The following is a 14,090-nucleotide window of genomic DNA, read 5'->3' on the forward strand; positions in this document are numbered from 1 at the left end:
CAGTCCCCCGGATGGCGTATTTTGACAACGCGACACCCGCACACCAGGAGGCCGACGATTCCCGCCGCACGCCAGCACAGCGACAACGCGCGGCGCCGCCACGAGCGGCGCACGGCTGACCGCCGCGCGTCCAACGAGCGCTGGCAGACCATCCTCAAGGGCGCCGCGGAGGTGTTTCGCCGAGAGGGGTTCGCCCGCGCCCGGCTGGAGGACGTCGCGGTCGAGGTGGGCATCAACCGCGCCTCGCTGTACTACTACGTGGGCACCAAAGAGGAATTGCTGGTCGCGCTCATCGAGCAGCCGGCCTACGAGATGACCCGGCACTGCCGCGACGCGCTCGAATCGGATGCGCCACCCGAGCAGAAGCTGCGTCGCGCGCTGGACTCCTACATCAGCGACCTGGCCACCTATCCCGAGCTCTTCCTGCTGTTCGGCGAGAGTCAGCACATCGCAACGATTCCGGAGGCACAGGGCATCGTCGCCAACGCCGACGCCTACGGCAAGACGCTGCTGGCGATCATCGAAGAGGGTGTGGCCGGGGGCGTGTTCCGCGCGGATCTGGATCCGCGGCTGGCCATGCTCGGCATCCTGGGCATGCACAACTGGATCCACCGTTGGTATGTCCCCGGCGGGCGCAACTCGCTGACCGAGATCGGCGACGCCTTTGCGGCCATGGTGCTGTCCAGCCTGCGGCCCTGATCCCCAGACTGTACGCAATCGCACCCTCTGTGCGGCGACGAACTGCGTTGACGCGGCGCTTGAGCCTAGGATTGAATGCAATCTGCAGTAATGCTTGGTCCGTGCCGTCAGCCGAGAGGAGACGCGATGCCGCGTCTGAAGCCGATTCCGCGCGATGAAGTCACCGACGAATTCACGTTGAAGATGTATGACTTCATGTTCGGCGACCGTGACCCGGTGGCCGAGCCCGGCACGGTGGGCGGCACTCCGGGCAACTGGTGGACGGTGATGGCGCAGTCCCCCGCCGCGCTGCGCCACGCCGTGCGCGGCTTTCGCCTCTACCGCGAAGAGGTGTCCATCCGCGCCGATCACCGCGAGCTGGGCCAGATCCGGGCGGGCTGGGTGGTCGGCAGCCAGTTCGTCTTCTCCCAACACTGCAAGGCGTGCCGGTCGGCGGGGTTGTCCGAGGAGAAGATCGACGCGATCCCGTCCTGGCAGACGGCGGACTGTTTTGACCCGGCCGAGCGGCTGCTGCTGGCCTACACGGATTGCCTTGCGGGACAGCACGGCCGGGTGCCCGAGCGGCTGATGACCCAGCTGCGGGAAGTTTTCAGCGACACCGAGATCCTCGAATTCACCTACACCACCACCATGTACGTGATGCACGCGATCATGTCCCGGGCATTGCGGCTGGAATTCGACGATGTCGACGACCCGACCGTCGAGGTCGTCGACCCGGAAGGCGGCGGTGTGCTCGACATCGGCGCAGCGACGTCCGGGGGTGACTGAGGTGAGCGAGATGGACGGCCGCTCGCAGCTGGCGTACCGGCTGATCAGGCGTGCCATCGCCGAGGGCGAGTTCGAGCCGGGCTCGCGCCTGGTCGAACAACGCATCGGCGAGATGTTCGACCTGTCCCGCACCCCGGTGCGAGAAGCGTTGCGGGCCTTGGCCGCCGACGGCCTGGTCACCATCGAGCGCAACCGCGGCGCCATCGTGGCCACCATGTCCGAGACCGACATCCGCGACCAGTACGAACTGCGCGCCCGCCTGGAGTCGCTGGCCGCCGAACGCGCCGCGACCCGGATGCGCGACGACGCCATCGCGGCACTGGACGCCGCGATCGTCGAGTTCGACCACGGCATCGAGCTGGTATCGAAGGGTTCGGCCGACGCCGGGCTGCGCCGGATCACCGCCGCCAACAGCGCCTTTCATCAGGCCATCGTGGTGGGCGCCCAGCATCGGCGGCTATCCGCTCTGCTGGAGCACGCCGTCGATATCCCCCTGGTGTATCAGGTGTTTCGGCATCAGACGCGGGAGGAACGGGAGCGGTCGAATCTGTTCCACCGCATGGTGCGCGACGCGATAGCGGCCGGGGAACCGCTGCGCGCCGGTGCGCTGATGGCCGAGCACATCCTGCAGGGCCGCGATTCCCTGCTGTCGTTGCGGTCGCAGCGGGGTCGCGAGACGGAAACGCACGCTTCGTGACCGTCGGCCTCGGTGACCGGTTTCGGCTGGACGGCCGCGTCGCCGTCGTGACCGGGGCGACGTCCGAATTGGGGCTGGCGATCGCGCGAGCGCTCGGGGCGGCGGGCGGGCGAATTGCGTTGGCAAGCCGGCGCCTCGATGAGCTCGAAGCGCGCTGCGCCCAGCTGCGCGATGACGGCATCGACGCCGCCGCCTTCCGGGTGGACGTGAGCGATCACGAATCGTGCACGGTGGCAACGGATCTGATCATCGATCGGTTCGGCGGCGTGGACGTGCTGGTCAACAACGCCGGTGTGGGCACGGCCGCACCGGCGACGCGCGAGGACCCGGCGCAGTTCCGGCGCACCGTCGAGGTCAACCTGATGGGCGCCTACTGGATGAGTCAGGCGTGCGGGCGATCGATGCGGCCCGGTTCGGCCGTGGTGATGATCAGCAGCATCCTGGGGCTGACCACGACTTCGCTGCCGCAGGCCGGCTACGTGTCGAGCAAGGCGGGGCTGCTGGGACTCACCCGCGACCTGGCCCGACAGTGGACCGGCCGCAAGGGCATTCGGGTCAATGCGGTGGTGCCGGGATTCTTGTCGACCGGCCTGACCGAACTCACCCCCGACGGGTTCAACGACGACTTCGTCGCCACCCGGGTACCGGCGGCGCGGTTGGGTGAACCCGACGAGGTCGCCGCCGCGGTGCTGTTCCTCGCCAGTCCGGCGGCCTCATTCGTCAGTGGTGCCGTGCTGCCCGTTGACGGTGGCGCCCTGATCACCTGACCGGCGAGCGAACAGCAGGCCGCGCAGGTGTTCGGTGACGGCGGGGTCGATCAGTTCCGGCTCGTAAAGCAGGTCTGGCGGGAAGTACAGCACGATCTCGTCGATGCCCACCTGCTGCCACCCGGCCACCCATTCGTCGAACGCCTGCACCGACGACCAGATGGGGTCGGGCGTGGTGGCCGGGCTGCCGGCCAGAATCTGGCGACGGATGGTCGCGGGGTCGCGGCCGGATTCGGTGCAGAACTCGTCGAGGGTGGCCGATCGCCGTGCGGTGAGCTCCAGCAGCCGCGGCGACGACAGCCCCCATCCGCCGAACGAGCTCCAGATATCGCCGAACCGGGCCACCAGCTGCAGGCTCGAACGGGCGTGCGCGGCAACACAAATCGGGGGCCGGGGCCGTTGCAGCGGCGGCGGTCGCAACCGGAAATCACTCACCCGGTAGTGGGCGCCGGAAAAGTCGACCGGTTCGGCGCGCAGCAGCGCATCGATCAGTTCGACCGCTTCGGCGAATCTCTCCGCGCGTTCCACGCGCGGCCAGGCCGCGCTGCCGACCATTTCGTGGTCGGTGGGGGCATAGCCGGCGCCGAGGCCCAATTGCAGCCGCCCACCCGACATGTTCTCGACGGTGAGGGCCTGGCGCGCCAGCATCACCGGGTGCCGCAGAACGACGTTGGACACCAGCGGCCCGAGCAGGATCCGGCGGGTGCAGTTGGCCAGACCGGCCAGCGTGGTGAACGCTTCGAACCAATTCGACCTGGGTGCTTGCGGATTGGCGCCGTGATCGTCGATCCAGAGGCTGCGAAAGCCCATCTCCTCGGCCCGTTCGCAGCGGTCCACCAGCGTGGCCCAGGAGACGTTGGGAAACAGCAGCGCCCCGAAGTCGGTCACCGGCCCGCGGGCAGGGTTTCGGTGTGGGCTTCGTCCTCGGCGCGGCGACGGGCGTCGCGCTCCTGCAGGAATTGCTGGGTGGCACCGACGATCGCGTTGGTGATGTTGCCCATCAACGTCTCCCGGTGAAAGATCGTCCAGTCGCGGCTGCGTTCCAGCGGCTCGAGGCAATCCTGAAACACCGGCATGACGTAGCGGCTGATCATCTCGTAGGAGCGCAGCGTGGCCTCGCGGTTGGCCCACTCGTGGGCCATCAACAGATAGGTGCCGAAGCCGCCGGATTGCCGCTGCAGCCGGCGCAGCTGCTCGATCGCCATGTCGGGAGTGCCGATCACTCCCACGCCGGTCTCATTGACGGCAGACACCATGTCTTCGCCGGGGTCGAAATCGCCCAAAATTGGTATGGCCCCGACGTTTTGGAAGTAGTCCACCCACTGCGCCAGACCTACCTCGACATCCTTGCGGGCCTGTCCCACGGATTCGGCGATGTGCATCGGCCCGCACATCCGCCAGCCCTGCCGGCTCACCGTGGTTCCGTGCGCGGCGGCGGTTTCGGTTGCGGTGCGCCAGTTGCGGGCCAGCGCATCGAAGGCCTTCTTCTGGGTGGCCGCGATCGAGAGCAGTCCGATGCCGAACTTGCCGGCGGCCACCGGGCCCGACGGCGACGCCGTCACCGCCACGCTGACCTCGATGTTGGGCTTGCTGTACGGGCGCAACTGCAACCGGGCGTCACGCAGCGTGAACCAGTCGGTCTCCCGGTTGACCGGGGCTTCGTCGCGCCACAGTTCGAGCACCGCGTCTAGGGATTCGAGCATCATGTCGCGCTGACGGGTGGTCTCGATGCCCATCATGTAGGCGTCGCCGGGCAGCGCGCCCGGTCCGACGCCGACGATCAGGCGCCCGCGGGTCAGGTGGTCGAGTTGCACCATGCGGTCGGCGAACATGAACGGGTGGTGATACGGCAACGAGGCCACCCCGGTGCCCAGCCGGATGCGCTTGGTGCGGGCCGCGGCCGTCGCAATCATCAGGTCAGGCGCGCCGATGATTTCTGTTCCGCCCGAGTGGTGTTCGCCGAACCACGCCTCCTCGTAGCCGAGTTCCTCGACTGCTTCGACCAACTGCAGGTCGCGCTCGAATGCGAGCGTCGGATTGTCGCCGACCATGTGGTACGGCGCGATGAAGACACCAAAGCGCATGGCCCAAATCTACGTCTACGTTCACGTTCATGCAAGCGCCGCCGTCGCGACGATCAACGGCACGGCGGGATGGGCGCTCAGTCCAGGGCGGCGGCGTGCCGCGCCAGGCGCTTGGCGCGTTCCATGTCGTAGTGCTTGCGCGTCACGAGCCGCTGTGCGAACAGTCCGCCGCCGGATTGCACGTTGGTCACCAGGTGCCAGCCGCCGTACGAATCGGCGGTGGTGTCGCGGATGGCGTGGAACAGCTTGGCGCGGGCGTCGCCGGACACGTCGGCCGCTCCGGTCAGGTATTTGCGCAACTGGGGGCCGATGTCCGGGTTGTCCAGGTCCGCCATCGACGGTGTGGTGATCACCCCGCCGCCGGCGATGTCGTGCAGATGCCGGACCATCAAATTGAAGTTCGCCGCGCCTAGGTATTTGGTCGCGTTCGTGTACAGGTCGTCGGGATAGTAGTAGCCCTCGGGCGTGGTGTGGGCGTTGCTGATCGCGGCCTCCATGCCGGCCCGCAAGTTGGTGGCATGGATCATCATCTCGTCGATCTTCTCCCGGATGTGTGACACCCGTGCGGTCCCATTGGCTTCGGCCATCAACTGCGCCAGGCCCACCATCTCGTCGGCCTGTTCCACCATCACCGCGGTACCGCCGAGGCGCTCCCACAGGCCCAGCGAGTGCGCGAAGATGCCGGCCTGTGCGGCAACGCCATCGAGGAACACGTGCTCGGTCGGGACGAACACGTCGTCGAAGATCACGAACCCGTCCGGCATGCTGCGCCGCGCGCTCACCGGGTAGTCGCGCTCGTCCCCGCCGCGGGCTTGCACGGTGCGGCTGATGACGTGCACCCCCGGGGCGTTGACCGGTACCGCGCACGCGATCGCGTAGTCCTCCTCCCCTGGCTTCATCGACTTGGTCGGCATCACCATCAGGTGATGGGCGAACGGTGCCGCGCTGATGTGAAGTTTCGCGCCGCGGATCACCACGCCGTCGTCGCGGCGCGCCACCACGCGCACGTACTGGTCGGCATCGTCCTGCGCGGCTGGCGCCTTGGATCGGTCGCCCTTGGAGTCGGTGATGCATTCGGCGATTCGGATGTCGTCCCGGCGGGCTTGTGCCACATAGGAGTTGATGCGGGCGACGAACTCGGGGTGGGCGTCGGCCAGCCGCGCCGCCGCCACCACGAGCGTCATGAGCGACTGGTAGGTGACGTTGAGCAGCAGGTCCATGCTGGTGAGGATCGGCACCCGGTCACGTAGTTCCGCGACGCTGCGCGGCGCCTCCACCAACGGGTTCACCGCGTCGCCGTCGGGCCGGTAGTACTGGTCGTATCCGGCGGCCACCGCGTCGAGCGCCGGCGCCAGCAGCGGATCGGTGTCCATGTCGGCGACCAGCTTGCCGTCCTGGTAGACCCGCCGTCCGTCGCGGAGTGAGTTCTTGTACTGCTCGCCGGTCATCATGGTCGGTGCGCTCTCCTCTATCGGCTGGTCCGCTGGTTGAAGGGTGTGTCACGGTCGGGGTCGGCCTCGCGGGGCAGCCCGAGCACGCGCTCGGCGATGATGTTGCGCTGGATCTCGGAGGTGCCCCCGGCGATGCAATACTTCTTCATCTCCAAGAATGACCGCGTGCCCGAAGGCATTTCGGTGTCGACGGGCCAGCCCATGGTGAGTTCGGGAAGCAGATCGACGCGGATGCGCCCCGCGCGCTCGTGCAGGTCGGCGCTGACGAGTTTGCGGATGGAGTCGATGGCCCCGGGGTTGCGGTCCGCGGCGACGCTGGCCCGAAAGCCGGCGCTCTGCAGTGCGCGTTCGTCGACGAGCATGTGCTGCAGGCGATCTCGCACATCGGCCCGTTGCCATGCGCCGCTGCGCACCGCCTCCGCGATGAGCTGGTCGGCCACGCCGGGGCCGACGACGGGAGGCCCGGTGAGGCTGTTGCGTTCCTGCATCAGGGTGCTGATGCCCACCTTCCAGCCGGCGTTGAGCGGACCCAGGCGGGCCGCGTCCGGCACTATGACGTCGGTCAGGAAGACCTCGTTGAATTCGGCGTCACCGGTCATCTGCCGAAGCGGCCGCACGTCCACTCCGAGCGTGCGCATGTCGAGCAGGAAATAGGTGATGCCGGCATGTTTGGGCAACGTCGGATCGGTGCGCACCATCAACAGCCCGAAATCGGCCGTGTCGGCGAACGAACTCCAGATCTTCTGGCCGTTGATTAGCCAGCGGTCGTCATCGATACGCACGGCCGAGGTGGACAGCGACGCCAGATCCGATCCGGCGCCGGGCTCGCTGAACAGCTGACACCAGCGGTGATCGCCGCGGGCCAGCGGCCGCAGGTAGGTGTCTCGCTGCTCGTCGGTGCCCCACTGCAGAATGGTCGGACCCGCCAGCCATACGCCGACGAAGTCCTCCTCGGGCCGGTCGACACCGCGGCGGCGCAACTCCTCCACCGCGGCACCGCCTTCGTCGCGACCCAGACCGCGGCCGCCGTATTCGGTCGGCCAGGTTGGTGTGGCCCAGCCGGCCTCGCCGAGGCGGCGATACCAATCTCGCTGCACCGCAGAGTATTTCTCGCCCGGCGGCGGCGGGGCGTGATCGCGCATGATCGCGTCGGTCAGGTTGTCGGCCAGCCAGCGGCGCAGCTCGTCGGGCGCCGGCGATTCGCCCCGGGCCTGATCGGATACGGTTTCCGTTGCGGTCGAACGGCTTTCGGCCACGGCCGTGCCGAGCCGGTGGCGGTGGGCCGACGGCGTCCCAAACAGGTACTGGTTGGCCTTGGCGCGGCGCAGGTACAGATGTGCGACGTGCTCCCAGGTGTAGCCGATTCCGCCGTGCAGCTGGATCATCTCGGCGGCGTTCTGCAGTGCGGCTTCCCCGCACGCGGCCGCGGCGACGCTGACGGCGAAGTCCGCGTCGGCCGCGTCGCCGGCCAGCTGCCGGATGGCGTACCAGGCGCTGCCGGCGCACAATTCGGCCCGTACCGCGGCGTCCGCGAGGCGGTGCTTGAGGGCTTGGAACGCCCCGATCTGCCGGCCGAACTGCCGCCGATCCAACAGGTACTGCTTCGTCAGTGCGACGCACTGCTCGGCGAGCACGGCCTGCTCGGCGGCCAGCAGCGCCGTCGCGCGCAGCCGCACCCGGGCCAGGACCGCCTCGGCCGCCGCCACGGCACCGACCTGTCGAGCCGGTGCGCCGCTCAGCCGGAGATTGGCGAGGCCGCGGCTGGTGTCCAGGGTGGACAACCGCTCCCGGTCCACGCCGTCGGAGCCGGTGACGGCGTACAGCGTGGTGCCCCCGCCGGTGTCCGCAGCGACCAAGACGATCTGGGCGTCGGCGCCGTCGGGGACGTGGTGGAATTGGCCCGACACCACCCAGTTCGGCCCGTGCCGCTCGGCGTGGCCGGTGCCGTCGGCGAGGGTGGCGGTCAGCTCGCCGGCGACCAGGCCGGGCAGCAGTTCGGCGCACACGGCGTCGTCGCCGCAGGCCAGCAGCGCTTCGGCGGCCAGGCAGGCGGTGGGCAGGTAGGGCACCGCGCCCAGTTCCCGCGCGAGTTCTTCGCAGACGACGGCCTGTTCGTACAGCCCGGCGCCGCTGCCGCCGTACTGCTCCGGCACCGCGATGCCGAGCAGCCCCAATTCGGCCAGCTCGGCCCACCCCGCGCGGCGTGCGGCCGCGGCACCGACGTGCCGCGTCTCGTGCAGCGGAAGGCGCTTGGCCACGAGTTTGCGCACCATGTCACGCAGGTCGTCGAGTTCGGAGGCAGACGACAGCGCGTCCAGCGAGACGGCCATTTTGTATACAGTAGGGCCGATTTGACGGGTGTCAATGTTCGATGGCCAGCAAGGCATCGCCGTGTGCCGCTGGTTGTATGCAATCTCGGTCCTGAGCGCGGCGGGTGGCAATGCCCGATGCCGCAGCCGGGGGTCAGCCGGGAAAAGCGGTTGACGTTGCTGGTCGGTCCCGGTGGGCGGCCGGCTTCAAATGCCTAAGAAATGCCGGCGGCATGCGCACCGACCTACGGAACCGCACGGTAGTAGCGTCCGGATATCTCTCGACTTGGACTTGAGACTTTGCGACCGAAGCGACGTGCGCAATTCGATGGCTGCGCGTCAATTGCCACGGACCGCGTTTTCAGAGATGAGAAACGCGGCTACCACAATTCGTGGCGAAATTCAGGCCGGGGTGTTGCCGCTCGAGTAGAGCTTGAAGTCGCGGACCAGCGGAACGACCGGGTTCCCCGCTGCGGCGCGCTGGCGCGCGCGAAATGAGGGATGACGACGCATTGCCGCATTGCGTTCGCGTTCGCGACGCTGCGCGGCGGCCCATGCTGGATGGGACTGAAGGAAAATAACCGTGCCTTCTGGTGTATTCGCCACGATCGTCACTCCTCTCAGTACCACCCGCAAAAGCTACAACAGTGTGGTTATCGGATCGTGATTCCAGGATGCCCGCCGAATCCTGAGACCAAACCACCCGCCAAGGTGAGAATTGGCCGTGAATTTGCGCGCGTAATCCGTTGCCACTGCCGTGCTGTCGTCCACGCTGGTCCGACCGCGATCAGAACCATAGCGACGGGCACCGACAGAATTCCGTTTCAACCTCGTGCCCGGTGGGCTGCTAGGGTCCCTTGCTTATGCCGGAGATTGATCGCCGCCGCATGATCTTGACGACCGGGATCGGGGTGCTGGCAGCAGCGCTGCCCACCTCGAACGCCTGGGCCTCCCCTGCCAGACAGGACGAGCCTGCCGGCCGGATACCGCCGCCCGCCGCGCCCAGCGGCCAATCCGGGAACTACATCTTCTCGGACGAATTCGATGGTCCGGCGGGGTCGGCCCCCGACGCGTCGAAGTGGGCGGTGGCCAAAGCCCGCGAGACGATCAAGGACCCGACCTATTGGGAGCTGCCCGAGCACATCGGGCAGTACCGCGACGATCGCCGCAACGTGTTCGTGGACGGGAGTTCCAACCTGGTGCTGCGCGCCGCCAAGGACGGCCCCACCTACTACAGCGGCAAGGTGCAGAGCCTGTGGCGCGGCGGCGTCGGCCACACCTGGGAGGCCCGGATCAAGCTGAACTGCCTGACCGCGGGCGCCTGGCCCGCGTACTGGCTCGGCAACGACGATCAGGGCGAGATCGACGTCATGGAGTGGTACGGCAACGGCAAGTGGCCGTCGGCCACCACCGTGCACGCCAAGGCCAACGGCGGCGAATGGAAGACGCACAACATCGCGGTGGACAGCGCCTGGCATACCTGGCGCACGCAGTGGGACGAGGCGGGCATCCGGTTCTGGAAGGACTACACCGAGGGCGCCGCGCCCTACTTCGACGTGCCGGCGAGTTCGCTGCCGGACTGGCCGTTCAACGGTGCGGGCTACACGGTCTATCCGGTCTTCAACCTGGCGGTGGCCGGATCGGGCGGGGAAGACCCGGGCCCGGGCAGCTACCCCGCCGACATGCTCGTCGACTGGATTCGCGTCTGGTAGGGCGGCGCGTCCTCAGTGCGTCAGCAGCGCGACCGCCGTCGTCGGCCTGCCACCCGGACGGCGCAAATCCGATCGCAGCCAGGCGAACGGGCGCATGAAGATCGGTAGTCGGCCGAACCGTTTGGCGGCCACCAGCAGCGATTCCGCTTCGACGGCTCGCCAGCCGAGGTCTTCGAAGAAGGCCAACCCGTTTTCGGGCGCGAACTTGAAGGGTGCGTTTTCCGAAATCCCGGCGACGTTCTTGTTGATCCGCTCTTTGAGACCGGGAAAGGCGAAATCGATCATCCACCAGGTGACCTCGGGTCGCTTGATCGCACCCGAAAGGGCGGCGACGTCGGACGCCTCCAGGTACATCGACAGCCCCTCGGTCAGCACGAAGGCCTTCGTCGCGCCGGCCAGCGCCTCGTCGAGGAAGGCGTCCCGGGCGTGTGGGTCGGCGAGGTCGACCGCGACGCGGTTCAGCCGGCAGCGCGGTGTCTGATCGGCGAGGATTTGCGTCTTTTCGGCGAGCAGCTTGGGTAGGTCGGCCTCGATCCAGGTCAGGTCGGGTGGGAGCTCCAAGCGATAGGGCCGCGTGTCCAGGCCGGCGGCCAGGTTCAGGACGCGGTCACAGCCCTGGGCGAGTGCGGCTGCGATGGCGTCGTCGATGAGCTTGGTCCGTGCGACCAGCCACCAACCGCTGCGGTCCGTCCAGGGAACTCCCGCGACGATCGCGCGGCCGTGCTCTCCCGCGAGACGTTCGGCGAGCGGGTCGCTGAACAGCGCGTCGGGGCGCAGCGTTTCGGTTGCCCGGTGCAACGCCGTCCACCGGGCGGTATCGGAAACATGGGTGATCGTGTGCCCTGGACCAGACATACGTTGCGTTATAGCAGTACCGGCGCCGCCCTATTGGCCGGCCCTGCCTCCCGCGAACCACGCGGCGGTCACCCCACGGGTGGCGGGCGGTGGAAGAACGGCGTCGGGCGCGCCGAGGCGACCGACTTTGACGGTCCACGCCGACGACGAGCGATCGATGCAGGATCCGGCACCCTGACTGGGCAGCCACAGCACGGCCAGGTCACTACCGGCGCCGCCGCATCCGTAGACGCCGACGTACCCGTCGGCGCGCCCGCCCCACGCGCCACCGTTGCGCAGCAGGCAGCGGGTGCCGTCGTCGAGGGTGAGCGCGAACGGGTCCGGGGCGGCGGTCGGGTGCACGGGCGGAAGGTGACCGTCGAAGGTGACCCGGTGCATTTGCATGTCCCACGGATTGTCCACGCACAGAAGCGATCCCGGCGTGGACGGCCAGCATGTGCCGGCTCCGGCCGCGCTCGGCGAACAGTAGTAGACGTTGTCGGCCACCGCCGACGGCGACGGTTCCGAGCAGTCGCTCGCCTGCCCGACGTTGCCGGGCCCGGACGCCACGTGGTAGCCGTTGATCGCTTCACCGCTGGGCCCGACGGCCATCACCGTGATCGACTGGGTGGGCGGCGGATCCGCCGCCGCGGGCCCGGCCGCCGCCGTCGACAGGATCGGCAGGGCGAGCGCGGCAACGGTGAAGATCCGGGCCGCACAGCGCGTCACGTTCATCGAGCCAACCCTTCGTCAGGCCCCCTCCTGCAGGGTAGGGCGCGCCGTGGATTCGGCGGGCCGGTTTGGGCGGTGACGGGTGATTGGGATCGGTAGCCGCGGGCCGGGGCTGTACTTGCTGCCATGACGCCGCCAAGGAGGTGGCGACCCAGGAAAGGAAGACAGCAAATGAACATCGTGCCGACCAGCATCCAAGAGCAGATCAACCGCGTCGATCGGCAGCGCAGCCTGTACATCGGGATCAGCACCGGGCTGCTTGCGCTCTGGAGCGTCTACCGACTGATCTGGATGCTCTACCTCGGAATGACTTTCGGCTGGTTCTTCGGCGCGATGGCCTTCCAGGTGGTGTTGTGGGGTGTGATCGGCACGGCCGCCGCGGTGGCCTCCGTCGGATTCCTCACCCGCTACAACAAGGGATCTTGACTCGTCTGACGGCCGTCGGAGAAGTCCCGGACCTGGTACGGGTCCGGGACTTTCCGTTGTGGCGCAATAGCTTTAGAGCTGAGCCCAGACCGACTTCGTCTTGAGGTAGATCTCGAGGCCCTCTTTGCCGAACTCGTGACCCCAGCCGGACTGCTTGTACCCGCCGAACGGGACATCGTGGTCGAACACCAGCTGGCAGTTGACCTGCACGCTGCCGGCCTGCAGTCGGCGCATGATCCGGTGGGCCCGACCGAGGTTCTCCGTCCAGGCGGTGGCCGCCAAGCCGTAGGTGGTGTCGTTGGCCAGCGCCACGGCCTCGTCTTCGTCGTCGAACGGCAGGATGGTGACCACCGGACCGAAGATCTCCTGCTGGTAGAGCCGCATGCTGGTGTCGACGTTGGTGAGCACCGTCGGGTGGACGAAGTAGCCCTTGCGGTCCAGCCGGTGGCCGCCGGTGACCACCTCGACGCCGTCGCTGCGGCCTTCGTCGATGAAGCCCATGACCCGGTTCAGCTGCTTCTGGCTGATCAGCGGCCCGCTGACACAGCCCTCCTCGCTGGGGGCGCCCAACTTGAACGAATTCGCCATCATCGCAATGCCTTCCACGACCCGGTCGTAGACGCCGCGCTGGGCGAAGATGCGCGACCCGCATACGCAGCCCTGGCCGGAGTGCACGAAGATGCCCAGCGACGCCATCATGATGGCGTTGTCCAGGTTCGCGTCGTCGAAGATCAGCACCGGCGACTTCCCGCCGAGTTCGAGCGTGACCTTCTTCAGGTTGTCGGCGGAGGCCCGCACGATCTCCTTGCCGACTTCGGTCGAGCCGGTGAAGGCCACCTTCTCGACATCCGGGTGCGCGGTGATCGCGGCGCCGGCGGTGTGGCCGTATCCGGTCAGCAGGTTGACCACCCCCTCGGGCACCCCGGCCTCGTGGATGAGCCGGTCCAGCAGCAGCGCCGACAGCGGGGTCTCCTCGGCCGGCTTGACGAGCAGGCTGCCGCCCGCCGCCAGGGCCGGTGCCAGCTTCGCGCTGGCGTTGAAGATGGGGCCGTTCCACGGAAAGATCAGTCCCACAACGCTGTACGGCTCCTTCAGCGTGTAGGCGTGCATGTTGACGTAGTTGTCGGTGGCGATGCCGTCGGTCTTCACGTCGTAGGCGACGCCGTTGATCTTCGAACACCAACCGGCGTAGTAGCGGAAGAACTCCGAGCAGGTCGACATCTGCAATTGGGCCTGCAGCAACGGCATGCCGGTGTTGAGCGAGTCCAGTTGGGCGAACTCCTCGGCGTGCTCGTCGATCAGTTCGCCGATCCGCCACAAGATCTTGGCCCGCTCGCGGCCCGGCAGCTCCGCCCAGACGCCGGACTCGAAGGTCGCCTTCGCTTTGGCCGCTGCGTCATTGACCGCTTCCTGCCCGCAGTCGGTGAACTCGGTGATCGTCTCCTCGGTCGCGGGATCGATGACCGCGATGACGTCCCCCGTTCCGGGGCGCTTGCGAATGTCGTCCAATACCGCCTGCACCGTCATCTGATCCCTTTCGTCTTGCCAGTCGTGGCGCCCCGGCGCCCCGTGCGCTCAGTGCTGAGCACTTGCTTAGCATTGTGCACACGG

Annotated in this window: 14 protein-coding genes; 6 read left to right on the forward strand and 8 right to left on the reverse strand. The window is 67.8% G+C overall.

Annotated elements, in window-relative coordinates:
- Positions 1-21 precede the first annotated feature (21 nt).
- The 4 genes from A5624_RS06215 (at position 22) to A5624_RS06230 (ending at position 2,931) form a co-directional block, all read left to right on the forward strand.
- A complete protein-coding gene (locus tag A5624_RS06215) occupies positions 22-699 on the forward strand; it encodes a TetR/AcrR family transcriptional regulator (protein WP_232002213.1) in 678 nt (225 codons plus the stop codon).
- Between the two features lie 126 nt (positions 700-825).
- Positions 826-1,467, forward strand: coding sequence for a carboxymuconolactone decarboxylase family protein (locus A5624_RS06220; protein WP_066863180.1), 642 nt, complete (start codon positions 826-828; stop codon positions 1,465-1,467).
- A 10-nt stretch (positions 1,468-1,477) separates the two neighbouring features.
- On the forward strand, positions 1,478-2,164 hold the full coding sequence (locus A5624_RS06225; RefSeq protein ID WP_066863362.1) for a GntR family transcriptional regulator: 687 nt from the start codon (positions 1,478-1,480) through the stop codon (positions 2,162-2,164).
- A complete protein-coding gene (locus A5624_RS06230) occupies positions 2,161-2,931 on the forward strand; it encodes an SDR family NAD(P)-dependent oxidoreductase (RefSeq protein WP_066863183.1) in 771 nt (256 codons plus the stop codon). Before A5624_RS06225 ends, A5624_RS06230 begins: the two co-directional genes overlap by 4 nt.
- Here the strand turns inward: A5624_RS06230 and A5624_RS06235 are convergent.
- The 5 genes from A5624_RS06235 to A5624_RS28055 all read right to left on the reverse strand — a co-directional run bounded on the left by A5624_RS06235 (position 2,878) and on the right by A5624_RS28055 (position 9,390).
- Positions 2,878-3,819, reverse strand: coding sequence for an LLM class flavin-dependent oxidoreductase (locus A5624_RS06235; RefSeq protein WP_066863187.1), 942 nt, complete (start codon positions 3,817-3,819; stop codon positions 2,878-2,880). The genes A5624_RS06230 and A5624_RS06235 overlap by 54 nt on opposite strands.
- Positions 3,816-5,015 carry an LLM class flavin-dependent oxidoreductase gene (locus A5624_RS06240; protein WP_066863190.1) on the reverse strand — a complete coding sequence of 400 codons (1,200 nt, stop codon included), beginning with the start codon at positions 5,013-5,015 and terminating at the stop codon, positions 3,816-3,818. Before A5624_RS06240 ends, A5624_RS06235 begins: the two co-directional genes overlap by 4 nt.
- Before the next feature lie 77 nt (positions 5,016-5,092).
- Positions 5,093-6,466 carry a 4-hydroxyphenylacetate 3-hydroxylase N-terminal domain-containing protein gene (locus tag A5624_RS06245; RefSeq protein WP_066863193.1) on the reverse strand — a complete coding sequence of 458 codons (1,374 nt, stop codon included), beginning with the start codon at positions 6,464-6,466 and terminating at the stop codon, positions 5,093-5,095.
- Positions 6,467-6,483: 17 nt separating this feature from the next.
- Positions 6,484-8,796: an acyl-CoA dehydrogenase gene (locus A5624_RS06250; RefSeq protein ID WP_066863196.1), complete on the reverse strand. Its 2,313-nt coding sequence runs from the start codon at positions 8,794-8,796 to the stop codon at positions 6,484-6,486.
- A 381-nt stretch (positions 8,797-9,177) separates the two neighbouring features.
- Positions 9,178-9,390 carry a hypothetical protein gene (locus A5624_RS28055; RefSeq protein WP_156748866.1) on the reverse strand — a complete coding sequence of 71 codons (213 nt, stop codon included), beginning with the start codon at positions 9,388-9,390 and terminating at the stop codon, positions 9,178-9,180.
- Between the two features lie 248 nt (positions 9,391-9,638).
- On the opposite strand from A5624_RS28055, the gene A5624_RS06255 reads away from it, so the two are divergent.
- A complete protein-coding gene (locus A5624_RS06255; protein WP_066863199.1) occupies positions 9,639-10,487 on the forward strand; it encodes a family 16 glycosylhydrolase in 849 nt (282 codons plus the stop codon).
- Positions 10,488-10,499: 12 nt separating this feature from the next.
- Here the strand turns inward: A5624_RS06255 and A5624_RS06260 are convergent, their stop codons facing one another.
- Together A5624_RS06260 and A5624_RS06265 are read right to left on the reverse strand one after the other, a co-directional pair.
- Positions 10,500-11,342, reverse strand: coding sequence for an SAM-dependent methyltransferase (locus tag A5624_RS06260; RefSeq protein ID WP_066863202.1), 843 nt, complete (start codon positions 11,340-11,342; stop codon positions 10,500-10,502).
- Between the two features lie 30 nt (positions 11,343-11,372).
- Positions 11,373-12,056, reverse strand: a complete 684-nt coding sequence (locus A5624_RS06265) for a hypothetical protein (RefSeq protein ID WP_066863205.1) — start codon at positions 12,054-12,056, stop codon at positions 11,373-11,375.
- Between the two features lie 168 nt (positions 12,057-12,224).
- Here A5624_RS06265 and A5624_RS06270 point away from each other — a divergent pair, with 168 nt between their 5' ends.
- On the forward strand, positions 12,225-12,479 hold the full coding sequence (locus tag A5624_RS06270; RefSeq protein WP_066863208.1) for a hypothetical protein: 255 nt from the start codon (positions 12,225-12,227) through the stop codon (positions 12,477-12,479).
- Positions 12,480-12,551: 72 nt separating this feature from the next.
- On the opposite strand, the gene A5624_RS06275 is transcribed toward A5624_RS06270, so the two are convergent.
- Positions 12,552-14,006 carry an aldehyde dehydrogenase gene (locus tag A5624_RS06275; protein ID WP_066863211.1) on the reverse strand — a complete coding sequence of 485 codons (1,455 nt, stop codon included), beginning with the start codon at positions 14,004-14,006 and terminating at the stop codon, positions 12,552-12,554.
- Positions 14,007-14,090: the final 84 nt, after the last annotated feature.

The organism is Mycobacterium sp. 1482292.6, assembly GCF_001672995.1.
In the GTDB taxonomy this organism is placed as follows: domain Bacteria; phylum Actinomycetota; class Actinomycetes; order Mycobacteriales; family Mycobacteriaceae; genus Mycobacterium; species Mycobacterium europaeum_A.

What these genes read in the sequence shown, in the direction of transcription:
- A5624_RS06220 (WP_066863180.1), top strand. Translation starts at nt 826, where the DNA reads ATGCCGCGTCTGAAGCCGATTCCGCGCGATGAAGTCACCGACGAATTC.
- A5624_RS06225 (WP_066863362.1), top strand. Translation starts at nt 1,478, where the DNA reads ATGGACGGCCGCTCGCAGCTGGCGTACCGGCTGATCAGGCGTGCCATC.
- A5624_RS06240 (WP_066863190.1), bottom strand. Translation starts at nt 5,015, where the DNA reads ATGCGCTTTGGTGTCTTCATCGCGCCGTACCACATGGTCGGCGACAAT.
- A5624_RS06245 (WP_066863193.1), bottom strand. Translation starts at nt 6,466, where the DNA reads ATGATGACCGGCGAGCAGTACAAGAACTCACTCCGCGACGGACGGCGG.
- A5624_RS06250 (WP_066863196.1), bottom strand. Translation starts at nt 8,796, where the DNA reads ATGGCCGTCTCGCTGGACGCGCTGTCGTCTGCCTCCGAACTCGACGAC.
- A5624_RS06255 (WP_066863199.1), top strand. Translation starts at nt 9,639, where the DNA reads ATGCCGGAGATTGATCGCCGCCGCATGATCTTGACGACCGGGATCGGG.
- A5624_RS06260 (WP_066863202.1), bottom strand. Translation starts at nt 11,342, where the DNA reads ATGTCTGGTCCAGGGCACACGATCACCCATGTTTCCGATACCGCCCGG.
- A5624_RS06265 (WP_066863205.1), bottom strand. Translation starts at nt 12,056, where the DNA reads ATGAACGTGACGCGCTGTGCGGCCCGGATCTTCACCGTTGCCGCGCTC.
- A5624_RS06270 (WP_066863208.1), top strand. Translation starts at nt 12,225, where the DNA reads ATGAACATCGTGCCGACCAGCATCCAAGAGCAGATCAACCGCGTCGAT.
- A5624_RS06275 (WP_066863211.1), bottom strand. Translation starts at nt 14,006, where the DNA reads ATGACGGTGCAGGCGGTATTGGACGACATTCGCAAGCGCCCCGGAACG.